The organism is Albidovulum salinarum, assembly GCF_025673475.1.
Lineage (GTDB): Bacteria > Pseudomonadota > Alphaproteobacteria > Rhodobacterales > Rhodobacteraceae > Albidovulum > Albidovulum salinarum.
The window spans coordinates 135,246-152,706 of the sequence record NZ_JAOVQO010000004.1 but is presented as its reverse complement, the minus strand read 5'-3'; the positions used below and the strand labels follow the sequence as shown (position 1 = coordinate 152,706).

The 17,461-nt window shown below is 69.7% G+C and carries 16 protein-coding genes; 7 read left to right on the top strand and 9 right to left on the bottom strand.

Going from position 1 to position 17,461, the window contains the following annotated elements; translation table 11 throughout:
* Window positions 1-3 precede the first annotated feature (3 nt).
* From glcF to OEZ60_RS05580, 5 genes are all read left to right on the top strand, one after another.
* A complete protein-coding gene (gene glcF, locus OEZ60_RS05600; protein ID WP_263334036.1) occupies window positions 4-1,290 on the top strand; it encodes a glycolate oxidase subunit GlcF in 1,287 nt (428 codons plus the stop codon).
* Between the two features lie 148 nt (window positions 1,291-1,438).
* Window positions 1,439-2,251: a trypsin-like serine protease gene (locus OEZ60_RS05595; RefSeq protein WP_263334034.1), complete on the top strand. Its 813-nt coding sequence runs from the start codon at window positions 1,439-1,441 to the stop codon at window positions 2,249-2,251.
* Window positions 2,252-2,292: 41 nt separating this feature from the next.
* Complete coding sequence (locus tag OEZ60_RS05590) at window positions 2,293-3,081, top strand: trypsin-like serine peptidase (protein ID WP_263334033.1); 789 nt, start codon at window positions 2,293-2,295, stop codon at window positions 3,079-3,081.
* A 124-nt stretch (window positions 3,082-3,205) separates the two neighbouring features.
* Window positions 3,206-3,670 (top strand): Hsp20 family protein, encoded by a 465-nt coding sequence (locus OEZ60_RS05585; RefSeq protein ID WP_263334030.1) that lies wholly within the window; start codon window positions 3,206-3,208, stop codon window positions 3,668-3,670.
* A gap of 104 nt (window positions 3,671-3,774) precedes the next feature.
* A complete protein-coding gene (locus OEZ60_RS05580) occupies window positions 3,775-4,308 on the top strand; it encodes a cupin domain-containing protein (protein ID WP_263334028.1) in 534 nt (177 codons plus the stop codon).
* 39 nt (window positions 4,309-4,347) lie between these two features.
* On the opposite strand, the gene OEZ60_RS05575 is transcribed toward OEZ60_RS05580, so the two are convergent.
* Window positions 4,348-4,827: a cupin domain-containing protein gene (locus OEZ60_RS05575; protein WP_263334026.1), complete on the bottom strand. Its 480-nt coding sequence runs from the start codon at window positions 4,825-4,827 to the stop codon at window positions 4,348-4,350.
* A gap of 102 nt (window positions 4,828-4,929) precedes the next feature.
* Here OEZ60_RS05575 and OEZ60_RS05570 point away from each other — a divergent pair, with 102 nt between their 5' ends.
* The gene (locus OEZ60_RS05570) at window positions 4,930-5,865 is read left to right on the top strand and encodes a LysR family transcriptional regulator (protein ID WP_263334025.1); all 936 of its coding nucleotides are present in this window, start codon (window positions 4,930-4,932) and stop codon (window positions 5,863-5,865) included.
* 110 nt (window positions 5,866-5,975) lie between these two features.
* Here the strand turns inward: OEZ60_RS05570 and OEZ60_RS05565 are convergent, their stop codons facing one another.
* The 5 genes from OEZ60_RS05565 to OEZ60_RS05545 form a co-directional block, all read right to left on the bottom strand.
* Entirely contained in the window at window positions 5,976-7,913 is a 1,938-nt protein-coding gene (locus tag OEZ60_RS05565) for a vWA domain-containing protein (protein ID WP_411709786.1), read from the bottom strand.
* An 86-nt stretch (window positions 7,914-7,999) separates the two neighbouring features.
* Window positions 8,000-8,539: an RNA polymerase sigma factor gene (locus OEZ60_RS05560; RefSeq protein ID WP_263334214.1), complete on the bottom strand. Its 540-nt coding sequence runs from the start codon at window positions 8,537-8,539 to the stop codon at window positions 8,000-8,002.
* Window positions 8,540-8,749: 210 nt separating this feature from the next.
* On the bottom strand, window positions 8,750-9,295 hold the full coding sequence (locus OEZ60_RS05555) for a peptidoglycan-binding domain-containing protein (RefSeq protein WP_263334022.1): 546 nt from the start codon (window positions 9,293-9,295) through the stop codon (window positions 8,750-8,752).
* A 116-nt stretch (window positions 9,296-9,411) separates the two neighbouring features.
* Window positions 9,412-10,038, bottom strand: a complete 627-nt coding sequence (locus tag OEZ60_RS05550) for a hypothetical protein (RefSeq protein WP_263334020.1) — start codon at window positions 10,036-10,038, stop codon at window positions 9,412-9,414.
* 23 nt (window positions 10,039-10,061) lie between these two features.
* Window positions 10,062-10,595: a DUF2141 domain-containing protein gene (locus tag OEZ60_RS05545; RefSeq protein WP_263334018.1), complete on the bottom strand. Its 534-nt coding sequence runs from the start codon at window positions 10,593-10,595 to the stop codon at window positions 10,062-10,064.
* 136 nt (window positions 10,596-10,731) lie between these two features.
* Here OEZ60_RS05545 and OEZ60_RS05540 point away from each other — a divergent pair, with 136 nt between their 5' ends.
* Window positions 10,732-11,544, top strand: coding sequence for a LytTR family DNA-binding domain-containing protein (locus tag OEZ60_RS05540; RefSeq protein WP_263334016.1), 813 nt, complete (start codon window positions 10,732-10,734; stop codon window positions 11,542-11,544).
* Window positions 11,545-11,556: 12 nt separating this feature from the next.
* Here OEZ60_RS05540 and OEZ60_RS05535 read toward each other — a convergent pair whose 3' ends face one another.
* The 3 genes from OEZ60_RS05535 to OEZ60_RS05525 all read right to left on the bottom strand — a co-directional run bounded on the left by OEZ60_RS05535 (window position 11,557) and on the right by OEZ60_RS05525 (window position 17,410).
* Window positions 11,557-13,521, bottom strand: a complete 1,965-nt coding sequence (locus OEZ60_RS05535; RefSeq protein ID WP_263334015.1) for a BTAD domain-containing putative transcriptional regulator — start codon at window positions 13,519-13,521, stop codon at window positions 11,557-11,559.
* A 262-nt stretch (window positions 13,522-13,783) separates the two neighbouring features.
* Complete coding sequence (locus OEZ60_RS05530; RefSeq protein WP_263334013.1) at window positions 13,784-15,790, bottom strand: BTAD domain-containing putative transcriptional regulator; 2,007 nt, start codon at window positions 15,788-15,790, stop codon at window positions 13,784-13,786.
* Window positions 15,791-15,931: 141 nt separating this feature from the next.
* Entirely contained in the window at window positions 15,932-17,410 is a 1,479-nt protein-coding gene (locus OEZ60_RS05525; protein WP_263334011.1) for an NAD-dependent succinate-semialdehyde dehydrogenase, read from the bottom strand.
* Window positions 17,411-17,461: the final 51 nt, after the last annotated feature.

The window sequence follows — 17,461 nt, the reverse complement described above, 5'->3', positions numbered from 1 at the left end:
CCGATGCAGACGCATTTCACCGAAGAGCAGCTGAAGGATCCCGGGCTCAAGCGCGCCAACGAGATCCTGCGTGCTTGCGTTCATTGCGGCTTTTGTACTGCGACTTGCCCCACCTACCAGGTCCTCGGCGACGAGCTCGATTCCCCGCGCGGGCGGATCTACCTGATCAAGGAGATGCTGGAGACCGGGCGGCCGGCGGACGAGAAGACCGTCAAGCACATCGACCGTTGCCTGTCGTGCCTTGCCTGCATGACGACCTGTCCCTCGGGCGTGCATTACATGCATCTGATCGACCATGCCCGCGCGCATGTCGAGGCGACCTATCGCCGGCCCTGGCGCGACCGGGCGCTGCGCTGGCTTCTGGCGCGGGTGATCCCGCATCCGGGCCGGTTCCGGCTGGCGCTGGCGGGTGCCCGGCTGGCGCGGCCCGTCGCCGCCTCGTTGCCCGATGCGCGGCTGAGGGCGATGGTGGCGATGGCGCCGGAGCGCGTGCCGCCGGCGAGCCGCAACGACGCGCCGCAGGTCTTCCCGGCGACAGGGGAACGGCGGATGCGGGTCGCGCTGATGACGGGCTGCGCGCAGAAGGCGCTCAACACCGATATCAACGACGCGACGATCCGGCTTCTGAGGCGGCTCGGTTGCGAGGTGGTGGTGGCGAAGGGCGCGGGCTGTTGCGGGGCGCTGACCCATCACATGGGCAAGACCGGCGAGAGCCACGCCTCGGCCGCGGCGAATGTTCGCGCCTGGATGGCGGAGAAGCGCGCGGGCGGGCTCGACGCGGTGGTGATCAACACGTCGGGCTGCGGCACGACGGTGAAGGATTACGGGCACATGTTCCGCACCGACCCGCTCGCGGAGGAGGCGGCGGAGATCGCGGGTCTTGCTTGCGATGTGAGCGAGATTCTGGAGCGGATCGGGTTCGCCGGCACGGCGCCCGAGCCCTTGAGAGTCGCCTATCACGCGGCCTGCTCGCTGCAGCATGGCCAGCAGGTGCGGGGGGCGCCCAAGGCGCTCCTCAAGGCGGCGGGGTTCGAGGTCGTCGAGCCGGCCGACGCGCATCTCTGCTGCGGCTCGGCGGGGACCTACAACCTGCTCCAGCCGGAGATTTCGGCGGAACTCAAGCGGCGCAAGGTCGCGACGCTGGAGGCCCGGGCGCCGGACGTGATCGCGGCCGGCAATATCGGCTGCATGATGCAGATCGGTGCCGGGACTGGCGTGCCGGTCGTCCATACGGTGGAGCTTCTGGACTGGGCGAGCGGCGGGCCCCGGCCGCGGGCGCTGGCACGGTAGGGCCGGAGCGGCGCGCCCGGGGAGCGGATCTTCGCCGAAACCCCATGAAATCGGGCGCCGCGGTCCCGCGGGCGCGGCGCCCGGTTGCCCTCGGTCACAAATTTGCCTCAACGGGTGGGTAAATGCGGGATGACGGAGGGGAGACGACATGCGGACCTGGATTGCGGCGCTGTTGGTGGCCGGTTGGCCCCTCGCGGCTCCGGCGGAGGAGGCGGCGGCGCTCCATGCCCTGACCTCGGCGGATGAGACCCGCGGCTGGGAAGCCGTCGGCCGGCTCAATATCGCCGATACCTCGTTTTGCACCGGCGCGCTGATCGCGCCCTCGCTGGTGCTGACGGCCGCGCATTGCCTGGTCGATCAGCGCACGGGCGCGGACATCGATCCCGGCGAGCTGACCTTTCTTGCCGGCTGGCGCAACGGCCGGGCGGCGGCCTATCGCGGCGTGAAGCGAGCGATGGCGCATCCCGACTACGTCTACGAGGGGGAAAACCCGATGGACCGGGTCGCCTATGACCTCGCCCTCCTGGAGCTTGACCAGCCGATCCGGCTGCCCTCGATCCGGCCCTTCGACGTGGGCGCCGATCCGATGCGCGGCGACACGGTGAGCATCGTCTCCTACGCCTTCGACCGGTCCGAGGCGCCGTCGATGCAGGACGCCTGTCTCGTGCTCGGGCGCCAGCCGGGTGTTCTCGTGCTGACCTGCGCGGTCGATTTCGGCTCCTCGGGCGCGCCGATCTTCGCGGTCAAGGATGGTGCCGCGCAGATCGTCTCGGTGGTTTCGGCCAAGGCCGAGATGAACGACAAGCGGGTGGCGCTCGCCACGCAGATGACGCAGCCTTTGACCGAACTGCAGGCGGCCTTCGCCGCGGGGGAAAGCCCGTTCCAGAGGGTCACGCCCGGTCCTGGTGCATCGCCCACGGGCAAGACCGGCTCGGCCGGCGCGAAATTCGTCAAGCCGTGAGGCCGGCGGTGCGGATAATCGGCCTCGTTTCCATTGCCGTCTTGGCGCTCGCGGGGGCGGCGGCGGCCGAGGCACCGCCGCTCAAGCGGCTGACGCTCCGCCAGGATGTGCTCGGCTTCGAGGCCGTGGGCCGGGTCGAGATCGGCGCACAGGGCTATTGCACCGGTGCCCTGATCGCGCCCGACCTCGTCCTGACGGCGGCGCATTGCCTTCGCGGCGGCAGCTCGGGCACGGCGCCGGACATCGCCGGGATGCGTTTTCGCGCCGGGTTGCGCGATGGCGTCGCCGTTGCCGAGAGCGGCGTCGCGCGTGCTGTGGCGCATCCGCGCTACGATCCGACGAATCCGAAAGACCTCGACAGCGTTCGCCACGATGTCGCGCTGCTCGAGCTTGCCGAACCGATCCCGGCGGCCACCGCCGCGCCCTTCGCGATCGCGCGTCTCGGCAATCAGGTTCGCCAGATCGACGTCGTGTCCTTCGCGACGGGACGCGATGCGGCGCTGTCGTGGCAGGACGGTTGCCGGGTCGTCGGCCGCGACGTGGGGCTCATCGCCTTCGACTGCGATGTCCATTTCGGCTCGTCCGGCGCGCCGGTCTTCGATCGCACGGCCGGCCGGCCGAGGATCGTCGCGATCATCGCGGCGGGCACGCGCGAGGACGGCAAGGTGGTCTCGGTCGGCATGGAACTCGAGGAGCCGGTCGCGGAACTGCGCAGGGCGTTGCGGACCGGAAAGGGCGTGATCGTCGCCGGTGGTTCGCGCGGGATCGAGCCGCGCCGGATCCTCCCCGGCGCGAAGGCGGAAACCGGGGCGCGGTTCGTGCGTCCCTGACCCTTGAAAACCGCAAAAAGCCTTCACATGTGATGTTTGCCGGGGTGCCGCTTGAGGGCTCCGGAGTGGCAACCGCCCGTCCCGAGGAGGGAGGGCCAGAAACATCGCTCGATGGAGGATGACAATGCGAACCTATGATTTTACCCCGCTTTACCGCGCGACCGTCGGATTCGACCGGGTCGCCGACCTGATGGACCGGGTCCTTTCGGCCGACGTGGCCCAGCCGACCTATCCGCCCTACAACATCGAAAAGACCGACGAGAATGCCTACCGCATCTCCATCGCCGTCGCCGGGTTCTCGGGCGATGAGTTGAATGTCGAGGTCAAGGACGGCGCGCTGATCGTCTCGGCCCGCAAGGCCGCCGAGGACGAGGCCAAGACCTACCTGCACCGCGGCATCGCGACCCGCGCGTTCGAGCGCCGCTTCGCGCTGGCCGAGCACGTCAAGGTGACGAACGCGGTGCATGTCGACGGCATGCTGCATGTCGACCTCGTCCGCGCAGTGCCCGAGGCGCTGAAACCGCGCCGGATCGAGATCGCCCGGGGCGATACGGTCGAGGCGAAAGCCGTCGAGAAGAGCGGGGCCTGAGGTCCCGACGCGAAGGATGGACAGAGGCGCGCCCTGAAGGGCGCGCCTTTCGTTTGCGCGCGGCTGAGCATAGTCTTTCCCGCATCGCAGAAGGAGAGGCGCACATGTCCAATCCAGACCGTCCCGCGTGCATTGCCCACTGGCAGGAGATCGAGGGCGCCGACCGGCCCTATTACCGCGGCGAAGACGAACGGATGAGCATCGGCGCCCCGTTCGGCCGGCACTTCGGGCTGACCCGCCTCGGGATCCACCACGAACGGTTGCTGCCCGGCCGCCGGACATCATACCCGCACGCCGAGAGCGCCGAGGAAGAGTTCGTCTACGTCATCGACGGCGCACCCGATGTCTGGCTCGATGGCCATCTGCACCGCCTGTCGCCCGGTGACGCGGTCGGGTTCCCGGCCGGGACCGGGCAGTCGCACACCTTCATCAACAACACCGATACAGAGGTACGCCTGCTGGTCGTCGGCGAGGCCTCGAAGCCCGAGAACCGCATCGTCTACCCGCTGAACCCGCAAGAGCGTGACGGGCGCGACGACTGGTGGGACGCCGCTCCGGGCCGGCCGCTGGGGGACCATGACGGGCTGAGCGACAGGGTCCGCGACTGGCGCGCCGGGCGGCGGGCGACGCAGGATTGACCGTGTCGCCGCATCCCGCCGAGGGGTGCCTCGCAGGTGTCAGTGGAGCGGCGGGCCGACGATCTCGATCCGGTGGTCCGCGCAGATGCGGGTGAGTTCGGCCTTCATCGCCTCGGTCGGCACGGCGGGATCGGGCAGGCCTGGCCGGTCGGCAGGGCGGCTTGCCGCGCGGATCATGCGCTCGAAATCCTTACCGCTGGTGATGGCGAGGAAATGCGCGCCCTCGGCGCTTTCGACGCGGAAGCTGTGCGGCTTGCCCTTCGGCGCCATCACGGTGCCGCCGGCATCGAGGAAGACATCCGTGCCGTCGATCTGGATCCGGAGCCGTCCCTTCAGCACCACGAAGACCTCGTCCTCGCTGTGGTGGATGTGGAGCGGCGGGCTGTCGCCATGGGGCGCCCATTGCTCGACGACCGACAGGCGGTCCGCGCCAGCCTCGCACGAGACGGGGATCGCGAGGAGGTTGTTCATGAACCAGAAGAGTTCGGTCCCGGAATCCGGGGTGGAGAGCGCATTCATCGTGGGGTCCTTCGCGTCGATGCCGGAAGCGGCGGCAGTTGCAATCTAGCGCGGATTGCTTCATCCATGAAATCGCAAGTCTCTATGCAGCCGATCCATGGGATGGATTTGAACGCACTCGATCTCAATCTGATCCGGGTCTTCGACGCACTCTGGCAGGAGCGCGGCGTGACCCGCGCCGGCGACCGGATCGGCCTGTCCCAGCCCGCTGTCAGCGCGGCGTTGAACCGCCTGCGCCACGCGCTCGGCGACCAGCTCTTCGTGCGCCGCGGCAACGAGATGGTGCCGACCCCGCGCGCCGAGGAGCTGGCGCCGCGCGCGCGGGCGGCGCTCGCGGAGATCGGCAGGATGCTGGCGCCCGGACCGGCCTTCGATCCGGCGGGGCTGGAGCGGACCTTCACCTTCCTCGGGTCGGATTTCTTCTCGATGCTCCTAATGCCGCGCCTGGCCGAAAGGCTGGGGGAGGAGGCGCCGGGCGTACGGCTCAGGCTGCTCGACAGCGCCCATGGCGACGTGCCGAGACTGTTGCGCGATGACGGCGTCGACATGGCGCTGGAGCAGCCGATCGAGGTGCCCGAGGGCGTGTCGCGCGAGGTCATGTTCCGCGCGCCCTTCGTGATAGTGACGGCGCGGGGCAATCCCGCCGTGGCCGGGCTCGCCGAGGGCGCGCGGATGCCGATGAAGGTCTTCTGCGGGCTCGAACATGCGATCCGGTCGGTCGACGGCAGCATGCGGGGGCGGGTCGATGCGGCGCTGGAGGAACAGGGCCGGCACCGCCGGGTCACGCTGGCGCTGCCGCATTTCCAGGCGGTGGCGCTCGCGGTCGCGCAGGGGCGCCACCTCGCGGCCCTGCCGGTGCAGTTCGCGCGCGCCGTGCGGGACAGCGTGCCGCTCCGGATCTTCGCGCCGCCGTTCGAGATTCCGGTGCCGGAGATCAGCCTCTACTGGCATGCGCGACACGATCGCGATCCGGCGCATCGCTGGATGCGGGCGCGGACGCTCGGCCTCGTCGCCGAGCTTGGCTTCCGCGATCTTTGAGGTGGGCCGGCGGAGCGCCCTTGCGGGCGCGAGATATCTGTCGCGCCCGTTGCCTGCGCAACGGGCGCTCCGCTGCCTCCGGCGGGGGTATTTGGCGCAATGAAGAAGCCTCAGCGCGCGAGGCTTTGCGCCAGCCGCATGAGCTGCACCGCCTCGGCGCGGTAGCCGTAGGGATCGTCCCCCCTGGCGCCGTTGGCGAGCGCGATGGCGTCGTCCCAGCCCCATTGCCCGAGGTATTTCGGGTCGGAGAGGAGCTGGCCCATGCCGGCGATGGCAGCGGCGAAACGCACATCCGCGTCGGCCTCGGCGGGCGTGGCGGGGATCGGCGTCTCGATCAGCCGCGAGGTCGCCGCGCCCGGCGCCTTGTAGCGCAGCTTGAGAAAGCCAAGCTCGGCGGCGTCGCCGGGCAGCTGCGGCTCGGCGTAGCGCAGAGGATCGGTCCGGCGCGCCGGGCTGCCGACCGGCGTGATCTCGTAGAGCGCGGTCACCTGGTGGCCCGCGCCGATTTCGCCCGCGTCGACCCTGTCGTTGTTGAAGTCCTCGCGCGCCAGGGTGCGGGTCTCGTAGCCGATCAGCCGGTATTCGGCGACGGCGGCGGGGTTGAACTCGATCTGGACCTTCACGTCGTCGGCGATCGGGAAGAGGGCGCCGGAGAGCTGGTCGACGAGCACCTTCTGCGCCTCGGCGAGCGTGTCGATATAGGCCGCCGTGCCGTTGCCGTTCTGGGCCAGCGCCTGCATCGTCGCGTCGTCGAGATTGCCGCGGCCGAAGCCGAGGACCGAAAGGTAGGTGCCGCTCTCGCGTTTTTGCGCGATGAAGTCCTTCAGCGCCTCGGGATCGTGGATGCCGACGTTGAAATCGCCGTCGGTGGCCAGAAGGATGCGCCCGATCCGGCCCTCCCCGGCCATGCTCTCGGCGGTCCGGTAGGCCAGGCGCAGGCCCTCCGCCCCGGCGGTCGAGCCGCCCGCACCGAGCCGGTCGAGGGCCGCGAGGATCGCGGCGCGGTCGGCGGCGTCGGTGGGTTCCAGCACGAGGCCGGCGGAGCCGGCATAGGTGACGATCGCGATCCGGTCCTCGGGGCGCAGCTCGCCGAGCATCAGCGCGAGCGACTGCTTCAGGAGCGGCAGTTTCTTCGGATCGTCCATCGAACCCGACGTGTCGATCAGGAACACGAGGTCGAGAGGCGGCCGGTCGTCGGTCGCGGGAAGCTCGCCCTGCAGGCCGATGCGGAGAAGCCGGGTCTCGGCGTTCCACGGCGTCTCGAAGAGGGTCACCGCGGCGCGAAACGGGGCGTCGCCCTCGTCCGGCGCCGGGTAGGCATAGGGGAAGTAGTTCACCATCTCCTCGACCCGCACGGCCTCGGCGGGCGGCAGATAACCATTGGTGAGCGAGGAGCGGAGCACCGCATAGGAGGCCGTGTCGGTGTCGATGGAGAAGGTCGATACCGGCTCCTCGGCCGTGACCTTCAGCGGATTGGGGTCGGCTTCGGGATAGGCCTCGGTGAGCGGCGCCGGTGCCAGCACCGTCTCGGCCTCTGGCAGGACGTAGCCCGCGACATCGCCAGAAGTGGCGGACCGGAACGCTTCCTCGGTCATGATGCCGGTCTGCGCGGTGATCGCCTCGGCCGCTTCTTTCCGCGGCGCGGGCGGCGCGGCCGCTATGGGCATGTCGGCGAGAGCGTCGGCTTCCGGGGCGGCTTTCGGCGTTGGGGCCGCGGCGATCGCCGGCGCGGTGGATTCGAGCGGGGAGGCGGTGCCCGCGTCCCGTCCGACCTCGGGGAAGGATTGCCGCGCGCGGGCCTCGCCGGTCTGGGCTTCGCCGGTCGCCGTGGCGACAGGGGACGGCGCCGAAACGCTCCGCCGCAGTTCGGGGTAGACCGTGATCGCCACACCGATGGCGACGACGGAGGCGGTGGCGGCCAGCGCCGGTCTCGTGGTCAGTCTCGACATCATCTCGCGTACTCCTTTCAGAACACCCGCCCGTGCAGGGCGGTCCTGATTGGGACGCGGCGCTTGCGCGCTTCCTTGGTGGCGGTCGAAATTTTCCATCGCCCGCCGCAGGGCTTCGGCCTTCGCCGCCCCGTCGGGGGCGGGGTGCGACTTCAACGCGGCGCGCAGGCGGTCGAGATCGTCGGTCATAGCATGCCCTCCGCCCGCGCCATCTCGCGCAGGCGTTTCTTCACTTCGCTCATCCGCCAGGCGACCGTGCCTTCGGAGAGCCCGAGCACCTCGGCGGCCTCCTTCTGGCTCAGTTCCTCCCCGAGCGTGAGGGCGACGGTGTCGCGCAGTTCCGGTGTAAGCCGCGCCATTGTCGCGGCGAGCCAGTCCCCAGCCTGGGCCGCCTCGGCGATCCCGGCGCGGCGGTTGATCTCCCAGTCGCCCCAGCCGTCGGCGGCCCGCGCATGGGCGGCCATTCGGCGGCGGCGGTCATGCGCGGCATTCACCGTGACCCGGTAGAGCCAGGTCGTGAACCGCGCCTCGCGCCGGTAGCTCCCGAGCTTCGCCGGGAGCGCGAGGCAAATGTCCTGCGCGAGATCCTCGGCCTCGGCCCGGCTGCCGGTCAGGCGGAAGGACAGGCCGTGAAGCCGGTCGTAATGCCGCGCGAGAAGCGCCGCGAAGGCGTCGCGGTCTCCTCCTGCGGCGGCTTCGGCCAGGTCCTCGTCCGGGGTTTGCATGCGCATGACGGAACTATGACGCGGGCGAGGCGTCAATCCTTGGCGGTGGTGGAGAGTATTTTCGCCGAACCGGCGGGGGCAGCCCACTGGGCGCAGGGAGAGCGCGGGTGCCGCGGCTCTGCCAAGGGGCGCAGCGGGCGCGGTCGACATGCGCCCGCCGCTCGGGTGTCTCATCCTGCCGGGAAGCGCGGGCCTCCCAGCCGGGTGGCCTCAGCGCAGAAGCCGGCCGTAGAAGTCGTAGGCGCCGGCCACCGTGGTGAGCTCGGTCGTGCCTTGGGAGTCGCCGGCGAACGCGGTGACGGCACGGTAGGTCATCGGGCCGAACGAGCCGTCGATGCCGCCGTTGTAATAGCCCCACTCGGACAGACGCGCCTGGATGCGCCGGCGGTCCGAGAGCGGATAGCTGTTGAAGGCGCGCGCGGCCGGGGTCGAATAGACGTCCGAGGAGCCGTAGCTCGGCTGTTCGTAGCGCGCGGGCTGCTGGTAGGACGGCTGCGGGTAATAGCTGGACTGCGGCTGCCGGTAGCTGGTCTGCGGCTGCCGATAGCTGGTCTGCGGCTGGTAATAGCCGGTCTGCGAACGGGCCGGCTGCTGAGCCTTGGCGCGCGAGTTCATCAACAGATAGCCCACCGCCGCCGCCGCGGCGGCGCCCTTGAGCATGTCCTGCTCGCGCTGGCCCCAGGCGCTTGCGGGTGCGGCGGCCGTGGAAGCGATCAGGAGCGCGGCAATGGCGGAGGTGCGGAACTTGTGCAGCATCGAGATTCCCTCGTTGAGATCGAATATGTGGCAGCAATGGAGCCGGCGCGCATGATAGGCAACATCGGGCTTCGGTTATTCGATAACCATCGGCAATTCGGTGCCGAACGCGCCCGTCACGCCTCCGCCCTCCGGGTCGAGGCGGCGCGCCACGCGACGACCCCGATCGCGATCAGCGCAAGCCCGAACGCCGCCGCCGTGATCCGTGCCGCCGCGAGACCGCCAAGGGGGCTCAGCCCGGCGCCGAAGGCGAGCGCGGTGACGATCAGCGCCAGGGCGGGCACGCGCGGCATGATCCCGGCGCGGAGCCAGGCAGCACCAAGGGCCGCGTAGCCAAGGACCGTGAGCAGGCCGGCCAGCGGAAAGGCCACGGCCACGGCGCCCATCGCGTCGCCGGCGCCGTGATCGGCGATGACCTCGGGATAGTGAAGCGCGAGATAGGGCGCGATCAGCACCTCGTAGTAGTCGAGGCCGAAGATCATCATCATGCCGATATAGAGCGTCACATAGCCGGCGAGGCCGAGCGCCCCGCTGCGCAGAGCCGTCGCGGCATAAAGCGCGGTCGTGCCGAGCAGGCCGAGCACGAGCGAGAGCGCGAAAAGCGCGTGGATCGCGATCCAGCCCGGGCTGGCGATGGTCTCGGGTGTCATGTGGTGCGGATGCGAAACATAGGAATAGCCGAGCGCCGCACCGGCGACGATCATGCCGGCGGCACCGGCGCGAATGAGCGTTTCACGGGTCATGGTTCTCTCCTGTTCCGGAATGGTCAGATCGTTGCCGTGCGGCGCAGCCGCCGCAGCAAAGCGAGCGCGCCGAACAGCGCGACAAGCGCGGGAAGCCCGACAAGCGCCATCTGCGAGACGGCCGCGAAAGCATTCATGCGCAGACGGATCGCCTGCCGGACCGGCGCTTCGCCGAGATCGACGGCGACCGCCTCCCAATCGGGCAGGCCGAAGCTCGTCCAGACGCCGTTCGAATAGCCGTAGGGTTCCTGCGGCAGGCCGAGGAACGGGCGGTTGAGCGCGCCGTCCCCGTCGCGGTCGTGATGGGCGATGATCGCGTAACGGCCGGGCGGCAGGTCGTCCGCCCGCCACTCGGCGCGACCGGCGCGGATCGGGACCGAGGCTATCTGGGCGACCGGGATCTCGCCGCGATAGCCGGCCTCGCCGTCCATCACGACGATGCGTGCGAGGCCGGTGTCGTCGCCGAAGCCGGTGATGGTGAGGTCGATGTCGGCGGCCGCGGCGGCGCCGGTGCCGAGTGCCGCGATCAGGGCGCAGAGCGCAAGCTTCTGTTTCACTTGATGTCCTTTCGTCCGAGTGGATGCCGGTTGCGATGGAGGCAGCTCTGGCGTCCTCGCCCGGCCCGTTCCAGCCGGCTTTCGTGATCCGGCACGGTTGTTTCGCCAATCCCGCCGGTGGTACGCTTCGCGAAGCGTGAACCGTACCGACCCCTCTCCCCGATCCGCAGCGCAACGGATCCTCGACAGCGTCTCCCTGCGCTACCTGATCGCGATTCTCTCGACGGCGGCCTTCATGGTCTGGCAGGCCGGGGACGCGGTGCGCGCGGGGGAAGACCTGCGCGGGCTCATGCTGTTCTGGACTGCCTCGGTCACGCTCGGCTGGCTGCAGATGATCCTGATCGCGCGCGGGGTGCGCGCGTCCTTCGGGGCCGGAAACTGGCCGGGCTGGGCGCTGCTTCTGGCCTCGGCCTTTCTCGGGGCGGTGCCGCTGACGTTCCAGGTTCGCTGGCTGATGGAAACGATCGTCGCGCCCGAAGCCGGATTGCCGGCGCCCTGGGCCACCTATCTCAACGTGGTGGTCATCAACACCGTCTTCTCGGTGATCCAGTACGTCCTGATCGAGCGCTGGCCGGTCGTCGGCACCGCGCAGCCGAGCGCGGCGCCAGACCCCAGCCCCACGATGCCGACGCTGCCGACCGTCGGCATGCTGAGGCGGCGGCCCGACGGGCTGACGGGTGTGATCCGGTACCTGCAGATGGAGGATCACTACCTCCGGGTGCACACGGACGCGGGCGACGGCCTCGTGCTGCACCGCATGAGCGACGCGGTCGAGGACCTCGCCGGGTGCGAAGGCTTGCAGGTCCACCGGTCCTGGTGGGTGTCGCGCGCCGCGGTCGCAGACACGCTCCTGGAAAACCGCAAGCGCTCGCTCGTCGCGACCGATGGGACCGTGATCCCGGTCGGGCGGTCGTTCGAGAAGACACTCCGTGCGGCGGGCTGGTTCTGACCGCTCAGCGTATCATTCGGGCAGACCGGCGACGGCCAGCCCGTCCCTGAGCCGCGCCGCGTCGCGCGGGCGCTGGAACGGATAGGCTTCGAGCAGGGTCGTGATGCGCAGACCCGGATCGCTCAGGCGGAGCCGTTCGACGACCTGCCGCGCGTCCTTGACCCGGCCGGACCGGGCGAGCGCCGCGGCGAGGATGCAATGCGCGACCTGGTAGCTCGGCCGCAGCCGGATCGAGCTTTGCGCCCAATGCACGGCCTCCTCGTCCCGCCCGGCGAAGAAATGGGTGCAGGCCATCGCCCCGTGGGTCGTCGCGGCATGGGGGTCGTGCGGGCTGAGGCGGATCGCGCGGGAAAGGTCCGCGATTGCCTCCTCCGGCCGGCCCGCCCAGGCATTGATCCAGCCGCTGAACCCCCAGGCCATCGCGAGATTGGGATTGAGCTCCAGCCCGCGCGCGATCAGCGACCCGCCGCCACCGATGTCGCCGCAAACGAATGCAAGGCCGAGCCCCGCCGTCGCGAGCGCGACGGCATCCCCGCCGCCCGTCGCGATCGCCCGCGCCGCAAGGTCGCGGACCGCGCGCTTCTCAGCGGCGGGATCGGTGACCCAGCCGCAGGCCTTGCGCTGCGAATGGCAGCGCACCGCCATTCCGTAGGCGGCGGCGAAATCCGGGTCGCGCTTGACCGCCTCGCCGAACATCGCGATGGCCGTCGCGTTGCCGTCCCGCGTCCACAGGTGCACCGAGGAGAGCCCGCGCAGGTAATAGTCGTAGGCATCGAGCCGGGCGGTCGGCTTCTGTGTCGCCCGGTCGATCTCGGCCTCCTCGATCCGGGGCGCGATCTCGCCGACGACGCGGGCGGTGATCCGGCCCTGCAGGTCGAAGATGTCGCTCATGACCCCGTCGAAGCCGTCGGCCCAGAGCTGCAGGCCGGTCCCGGCGTCGACGAGCCGGGCGGTGATCCGCACCTGATCGGCCGCCCGGCGCAGGCTGCCTTCTAGGACGTAGCGCACCCCCTGCTCGCGGGCGATCTGCTTCACGTCGATGGCGCGGCCGCGATAGGTGAAGCTGGAACTGCGGGCGATCACGAACAGCCAGCGGATGCGCGACAGCGCCGTGATGATCTCCTCGACGATTCCGTCGGCGAAATAATCCTGATCGGGATCGCCCGAGAGATTGGCGAACGGCAGCACCGCGATCGACGGGCGGTCGGGCAGCGGCGGGTAGGGCGCCGCGGCACCCGGTGCCCGGCCGGCACCGGTGCGGATCTCGGCCTCAAGCGCCACGGTGTCGCTGTCCGGCTCGGTCTGCATCTCCTCGGCCAGCCGGTCGCGAAGTTCGGCAAAGAGCCGCAGCGCCGCCGCGCGTTCGCCCTGCGCGGCGTGGAGCCGCATCAGCGCGCGCACGGCTTCCTCGCGCAGGGGATCGAGGCCGAGCAGCCGCATCGCTGTGGATCGCGTCGCCTCTTCGTCGCCCTTGGCTTCGGCCGCGGCCATGAGACGAGCCGCAATCGACTCGGCCGTGGCCCGGAACTCCAGCCGTCCCTGCCGAAGCCAGTCGTCGAAAGCCGGATCGCGCACCGCGATCCCGTCGAGAAGATCCCCGCGATAGAGGGCGAGGCCCTCGGTCCAGCCGGTTTCGTCCTCCGTTACTGCGAGACGCCGGAAGGCGACGGCGTCGACCTCTAGCCGCGCCAGATCGAGCCGCACCGACTGCCGGTCGCTGTCGATGAGCCCTGGTGCGAGCGCGTCAAGCGCCCGCCGCAGCCCCGCCAGAGCGTGTTTAAGACTGTCGCGTGCCTGCGGCGCCGCGCGGTCGCTCCACAGGAGTGCTGCGATCTGGTCGTGCCCGAGGCGTCCATCGGGGGCCAGCGCGAGCGCCGCGAGCAGGGCGCGCGGCTTGGCACCGGCCGGGGCGCAGTCGCCGCCCGCCGTGTCGGTGAGGGCGAAACCTCCAAGAATCGAGAGGGTTGCCGCGGCCACGGTGCGATTTCCCCTTCTACAGTGCCGAATTCCCGATCGTTTCCCGCCGCGTTCCCGTCCGGCTCCCGCATCCGGGCGCATGCTGGGTTTAACAGATGGCACAGGCCCTCACGATAACAGGAGACGACGCGATGCTCAGCAAAAACACATCCCCCCGCGAAACCGATCAGATGACGCAAATTCCGGTCCTGCCGTGGGAAATCGTCGCGAACGGTGCGAAGAGCCACGGGGCCGAACGGATGCCCGGGGCGCAACGGTCGGTCTATCGCCTGATCTGCGCGCTCGGAGCGTTCCGGGACTGGCTCGGTTCCGGGAACGCGTCGAGACCGGCCTTCCGCAGCCCGTCGCGCAAGTGGTCCTCGTCGGCCGGATCGGAATAGACGAACAGCAACCGCCAGTAATCCCTGTCGCCGGCCGGCGCGAGCGCGGCAAGCTGTTGCCGCACCGGTTCGACCTCCGGGCTGCCGAGCTGTCCGAGGCTTGCGAGGATGACCAGCGCGATGAACGGCTGGCGCCGGAGCGCGAAGGCCTTCCGGGAAAACTCCAGCGCCCTGCCGTAGTCGCGAAGGTGGTAATGCGCGAGGCCGATGCGGCTCAGGAACAGATAGGTCAGGGGATCGCGCGGGCTGAGGCGGAGCGCGGTCTCGAGCGGATCGAGCGCCTCGGCGAAGCGGCCGTTGGCGATGCGTGTCCAGCCAAGCGCGTTCTGAGCCAGAGCCAGGTTCGGATTGAGGTCGGCCGCGCGTTCCGCCGCGGCCAGCGCCTCGACCGGGCGTTCATCCATCAGGCAGGCGAGGCTCATCGCGTAGTGCGAATAGCCATCCCCCTCTTCCAGCGAAACGGCCTTCTCCGCCGCCGCCATCAGCTCGGCGCGGTCGCGGGCGATGTCGTCGCTGAAGCCGAAGAGGCTCCGGGCATAGAGCGCCCGCGCGAGGACCATGTAGGCGCGCGCGAGGCCGGGGTCGAGCTCGATAGCGCGGCGCTGCCAGTGGAGCGCCTGCGCGAAATCCTCTGCATCCTGCTGCCGGTTGTGAAACCACATGCCCTTCATGTGGCAGTCATAGGCGGCCAGCTGCCCGGCGGAGCGGTCGAGCGCACGGCGGGATTCGCCAACCAGAAGCTCCGGCTCGATGGCGCCGACGATCCGGCGCGTCAACTCGTCCTGAATGACGAAGATGTCGGTCAGGTCGCGGTCATAGTGGTCGCCCCAGAGCTGGATTCCGGTGTCCGCCTCGATCAGTGCGGCCGAGAGCCGGATGCGGCTCCCGGCGCGCCGCAGGCTGCCGGTGGCGACGTAGCGAACACCGAGTTTCTGGCCGATCTCTGCGATCGGCATTTCGCTGTTGCGGAAGGCGAAGCTCGAGTTGCGGTTGATCACGAAGAACCAGCGGTACCGCGAGAGCGCGTTGATGAGGTCCTCCACGACGCCGTCAGCGAAGTAGGCTTGGTCCTGGTCGTTTTGGAGGGTGTGAAAGGGAAGCACCGCGATGGACGGGCGGTCGGGCAGCGGCAGGCCGGCCGGGGCGACGCTGGCGGCGATCCGACTCTCGCGGATCGCGGTGCCAAGGGCTTCGGTCTCGGAGGAGGGCTCGATCTGCAGGTCGGCTGCGAGCCGTTCGCGCAATTCCTCGAGGCACCGGAGCGCGGCTGCCCGCTCGCCAGCCTCGGCGTGCAGGCGCATGAGCGCGCGCACCGCGTCCTCGCGCAGCGGATCGAGACCGAGGAGCCGCGTGGCGGCCTCGCGGACCGCCGCGTCATCCGCTTCGGCCTCCGCATCGGCGAGGAGCAAGGCCGCCGTCGACTCCGCGAGCGTAGCGTAGGTGGCCCGCTCCTGCCTGAGCCAGTCGTCGAAGGCCGGGTCGCGCACGCTGACACCGTGGAGAAGCTCACCGCCGTAGAGTTCCAGCGCCCGTGATTTCGCCTGCGGGTCCGCGGCGCCGGCGAGGGCCTTGAACTCGCCCGCATCGACGGCGATCCGATTCAGATCGAGCCGCACCGACTGGCGGTCGACCTCCAGCGCGTCCAGCCCGGCGGCGGCGAGGCGGCGGCGGAGGTCGGCAAGCGCGTGCTTGAGGCTGTCGCGCGCCTGCGGCGCGGCGCGGTCGCTCCACAGGAGCGCGGCGATCTGGTCATGGCCGAGCCGCCCGTCCGGCGCGAGCGCCAGCACGGCGAGCAGTCCGACGGGCTTTGCGCCGGGGATCTCGCAGGTCGTGCCCCGTGCGTCCCGCAGGCTGAAACCGCCCAGTAGTGTCAGACGTGCCTCGGCCAAGGGTACATCTCCGATATCGTCCGCGAGGCCGACCAACAGGCCTCTGAGGACACGATAACAGCAGATGAGCCGCCGCTCACACAAAACGAAACCGGCCGCAGGATCTGCATCCCGCGGCCGGTCCCGGTCGTTGCTGTCGCCTCAGACGGAGAGGCAGATGTATTTCATCTCGAGGTAGTCCTCGACGCCGTGATGGCTACCCTCGCGGCCGAGGCCGGATTGCTTGACGCCGCCGAACGGTGCCACCTCGGTGGAGATGAGGCCGGTGTTCACGCCCACCATGCCATATTCCAGCGCCTCCTGGACCCGCGTGATGCGGCCGATGTCGCGGGCGTAGAAGTAGCTCGCAAGCCCGAAGATCGTGTTGTTGGCATGCGCGATCACCTCTTCCTCGGTCTCGAACCGGAACAGGGGCGCGAGCGGGCCGAAGGTCTCCTCGGTCGAGACCTTCATGTCCGGAGTGATGCCGGTGACGACCGTCGGCTCGAAGAACGTGCCACCGAGCGCGTGGCGCTGGCCGCCAGTCACGACCTGCCCGCCACCGGCGAGCGCGTCGGCGATATGCTCCTCGACCTTCTCGACCGCCGCCTCGTTGATCAGGGGGCCGGTGGTGACGCCGTCCTTCAACCCGTCGCCGACGTTGAGCTTCTTTACCGCCGCCGCGAGCTTTTCGGCGAAGGCGTCATAGACGCCGGCCTGCACATAGATGCGGTTGGCGCAGACGCAGGTCTGGCCGTTGTTGCGGAACTTCGAGATCATCGCGCCCTCGACCGCCTTGTCGAGATCGGCGTCGTCGAACACGATGAAGGGCGCGTTGCCGCCAAGCTCCATCGAGCACTTCATCACCTGGTCGGCGGCCTGGCGCAGGAGGATCCGGCCGACCTCGGTCGAGCCGGTGAAGGTGAGCTTGCGCACGATCGGGTTCTCGCAGAACTCCTTGCCGATGTCCGACGACCGCTTCGAGGTGATGACCGAGAAAAGCCCCGCCGGAACCCCGGCGCGTTCCGCGAGCACCGCCATGGCGAGCGCCGACAAGGGCGTCTCGGCCGCCGGCCGCGCGACGAAGCCGCAGCCCACCGCGAGCGCCGGGGCCACTTTCCGGGCGATCATCGCGTTCGGGAAGTTCCACGGCGTGATCGAGGCCGCGACCCCGATCGGCTGCTTGATCACCGTGATGCGCTTGTCGGGCTGGTGGCCGGGGATCGTCTCGCCATAGACCCGCTTGGCTTCCTCGGCGAACCACTCGACGAAGGAAGCGCCATAGAGGATCTCGCCCTTGGCCTCGGCCAGCGGCTTGCCCATCTCGGCGGTCAGGATCGCGCCGAGATCGTCGGCATTGGCGACCATCAGGTCGTGCCACTTGCGCAGAACGCCGGCGCGCTCCTTGCCGGTGCGGGCGGCCCAGGCCTTGCGCGCCGCCTCGGCGGCGGCGATCGCCCGGGCGGTCTCCTTGCGGGAAAGATCGGGCACGGTGCAGATCACGTCGCCGCGTGCCGGGTTGGTGATTTCGAACGTTGCGCCGTCGTCGGCGTCGATCCATTCTCCGGCGACATAGGCCTGCGTGGCCAGAAGCGACGGGTCTTTCAAGAGCGACCGGAGGTCGGTGACGGAATCGAGCATGGAATCCCCCTGTATTGGCAATTTGATCAAATGCACGAGACCGGCACGAAA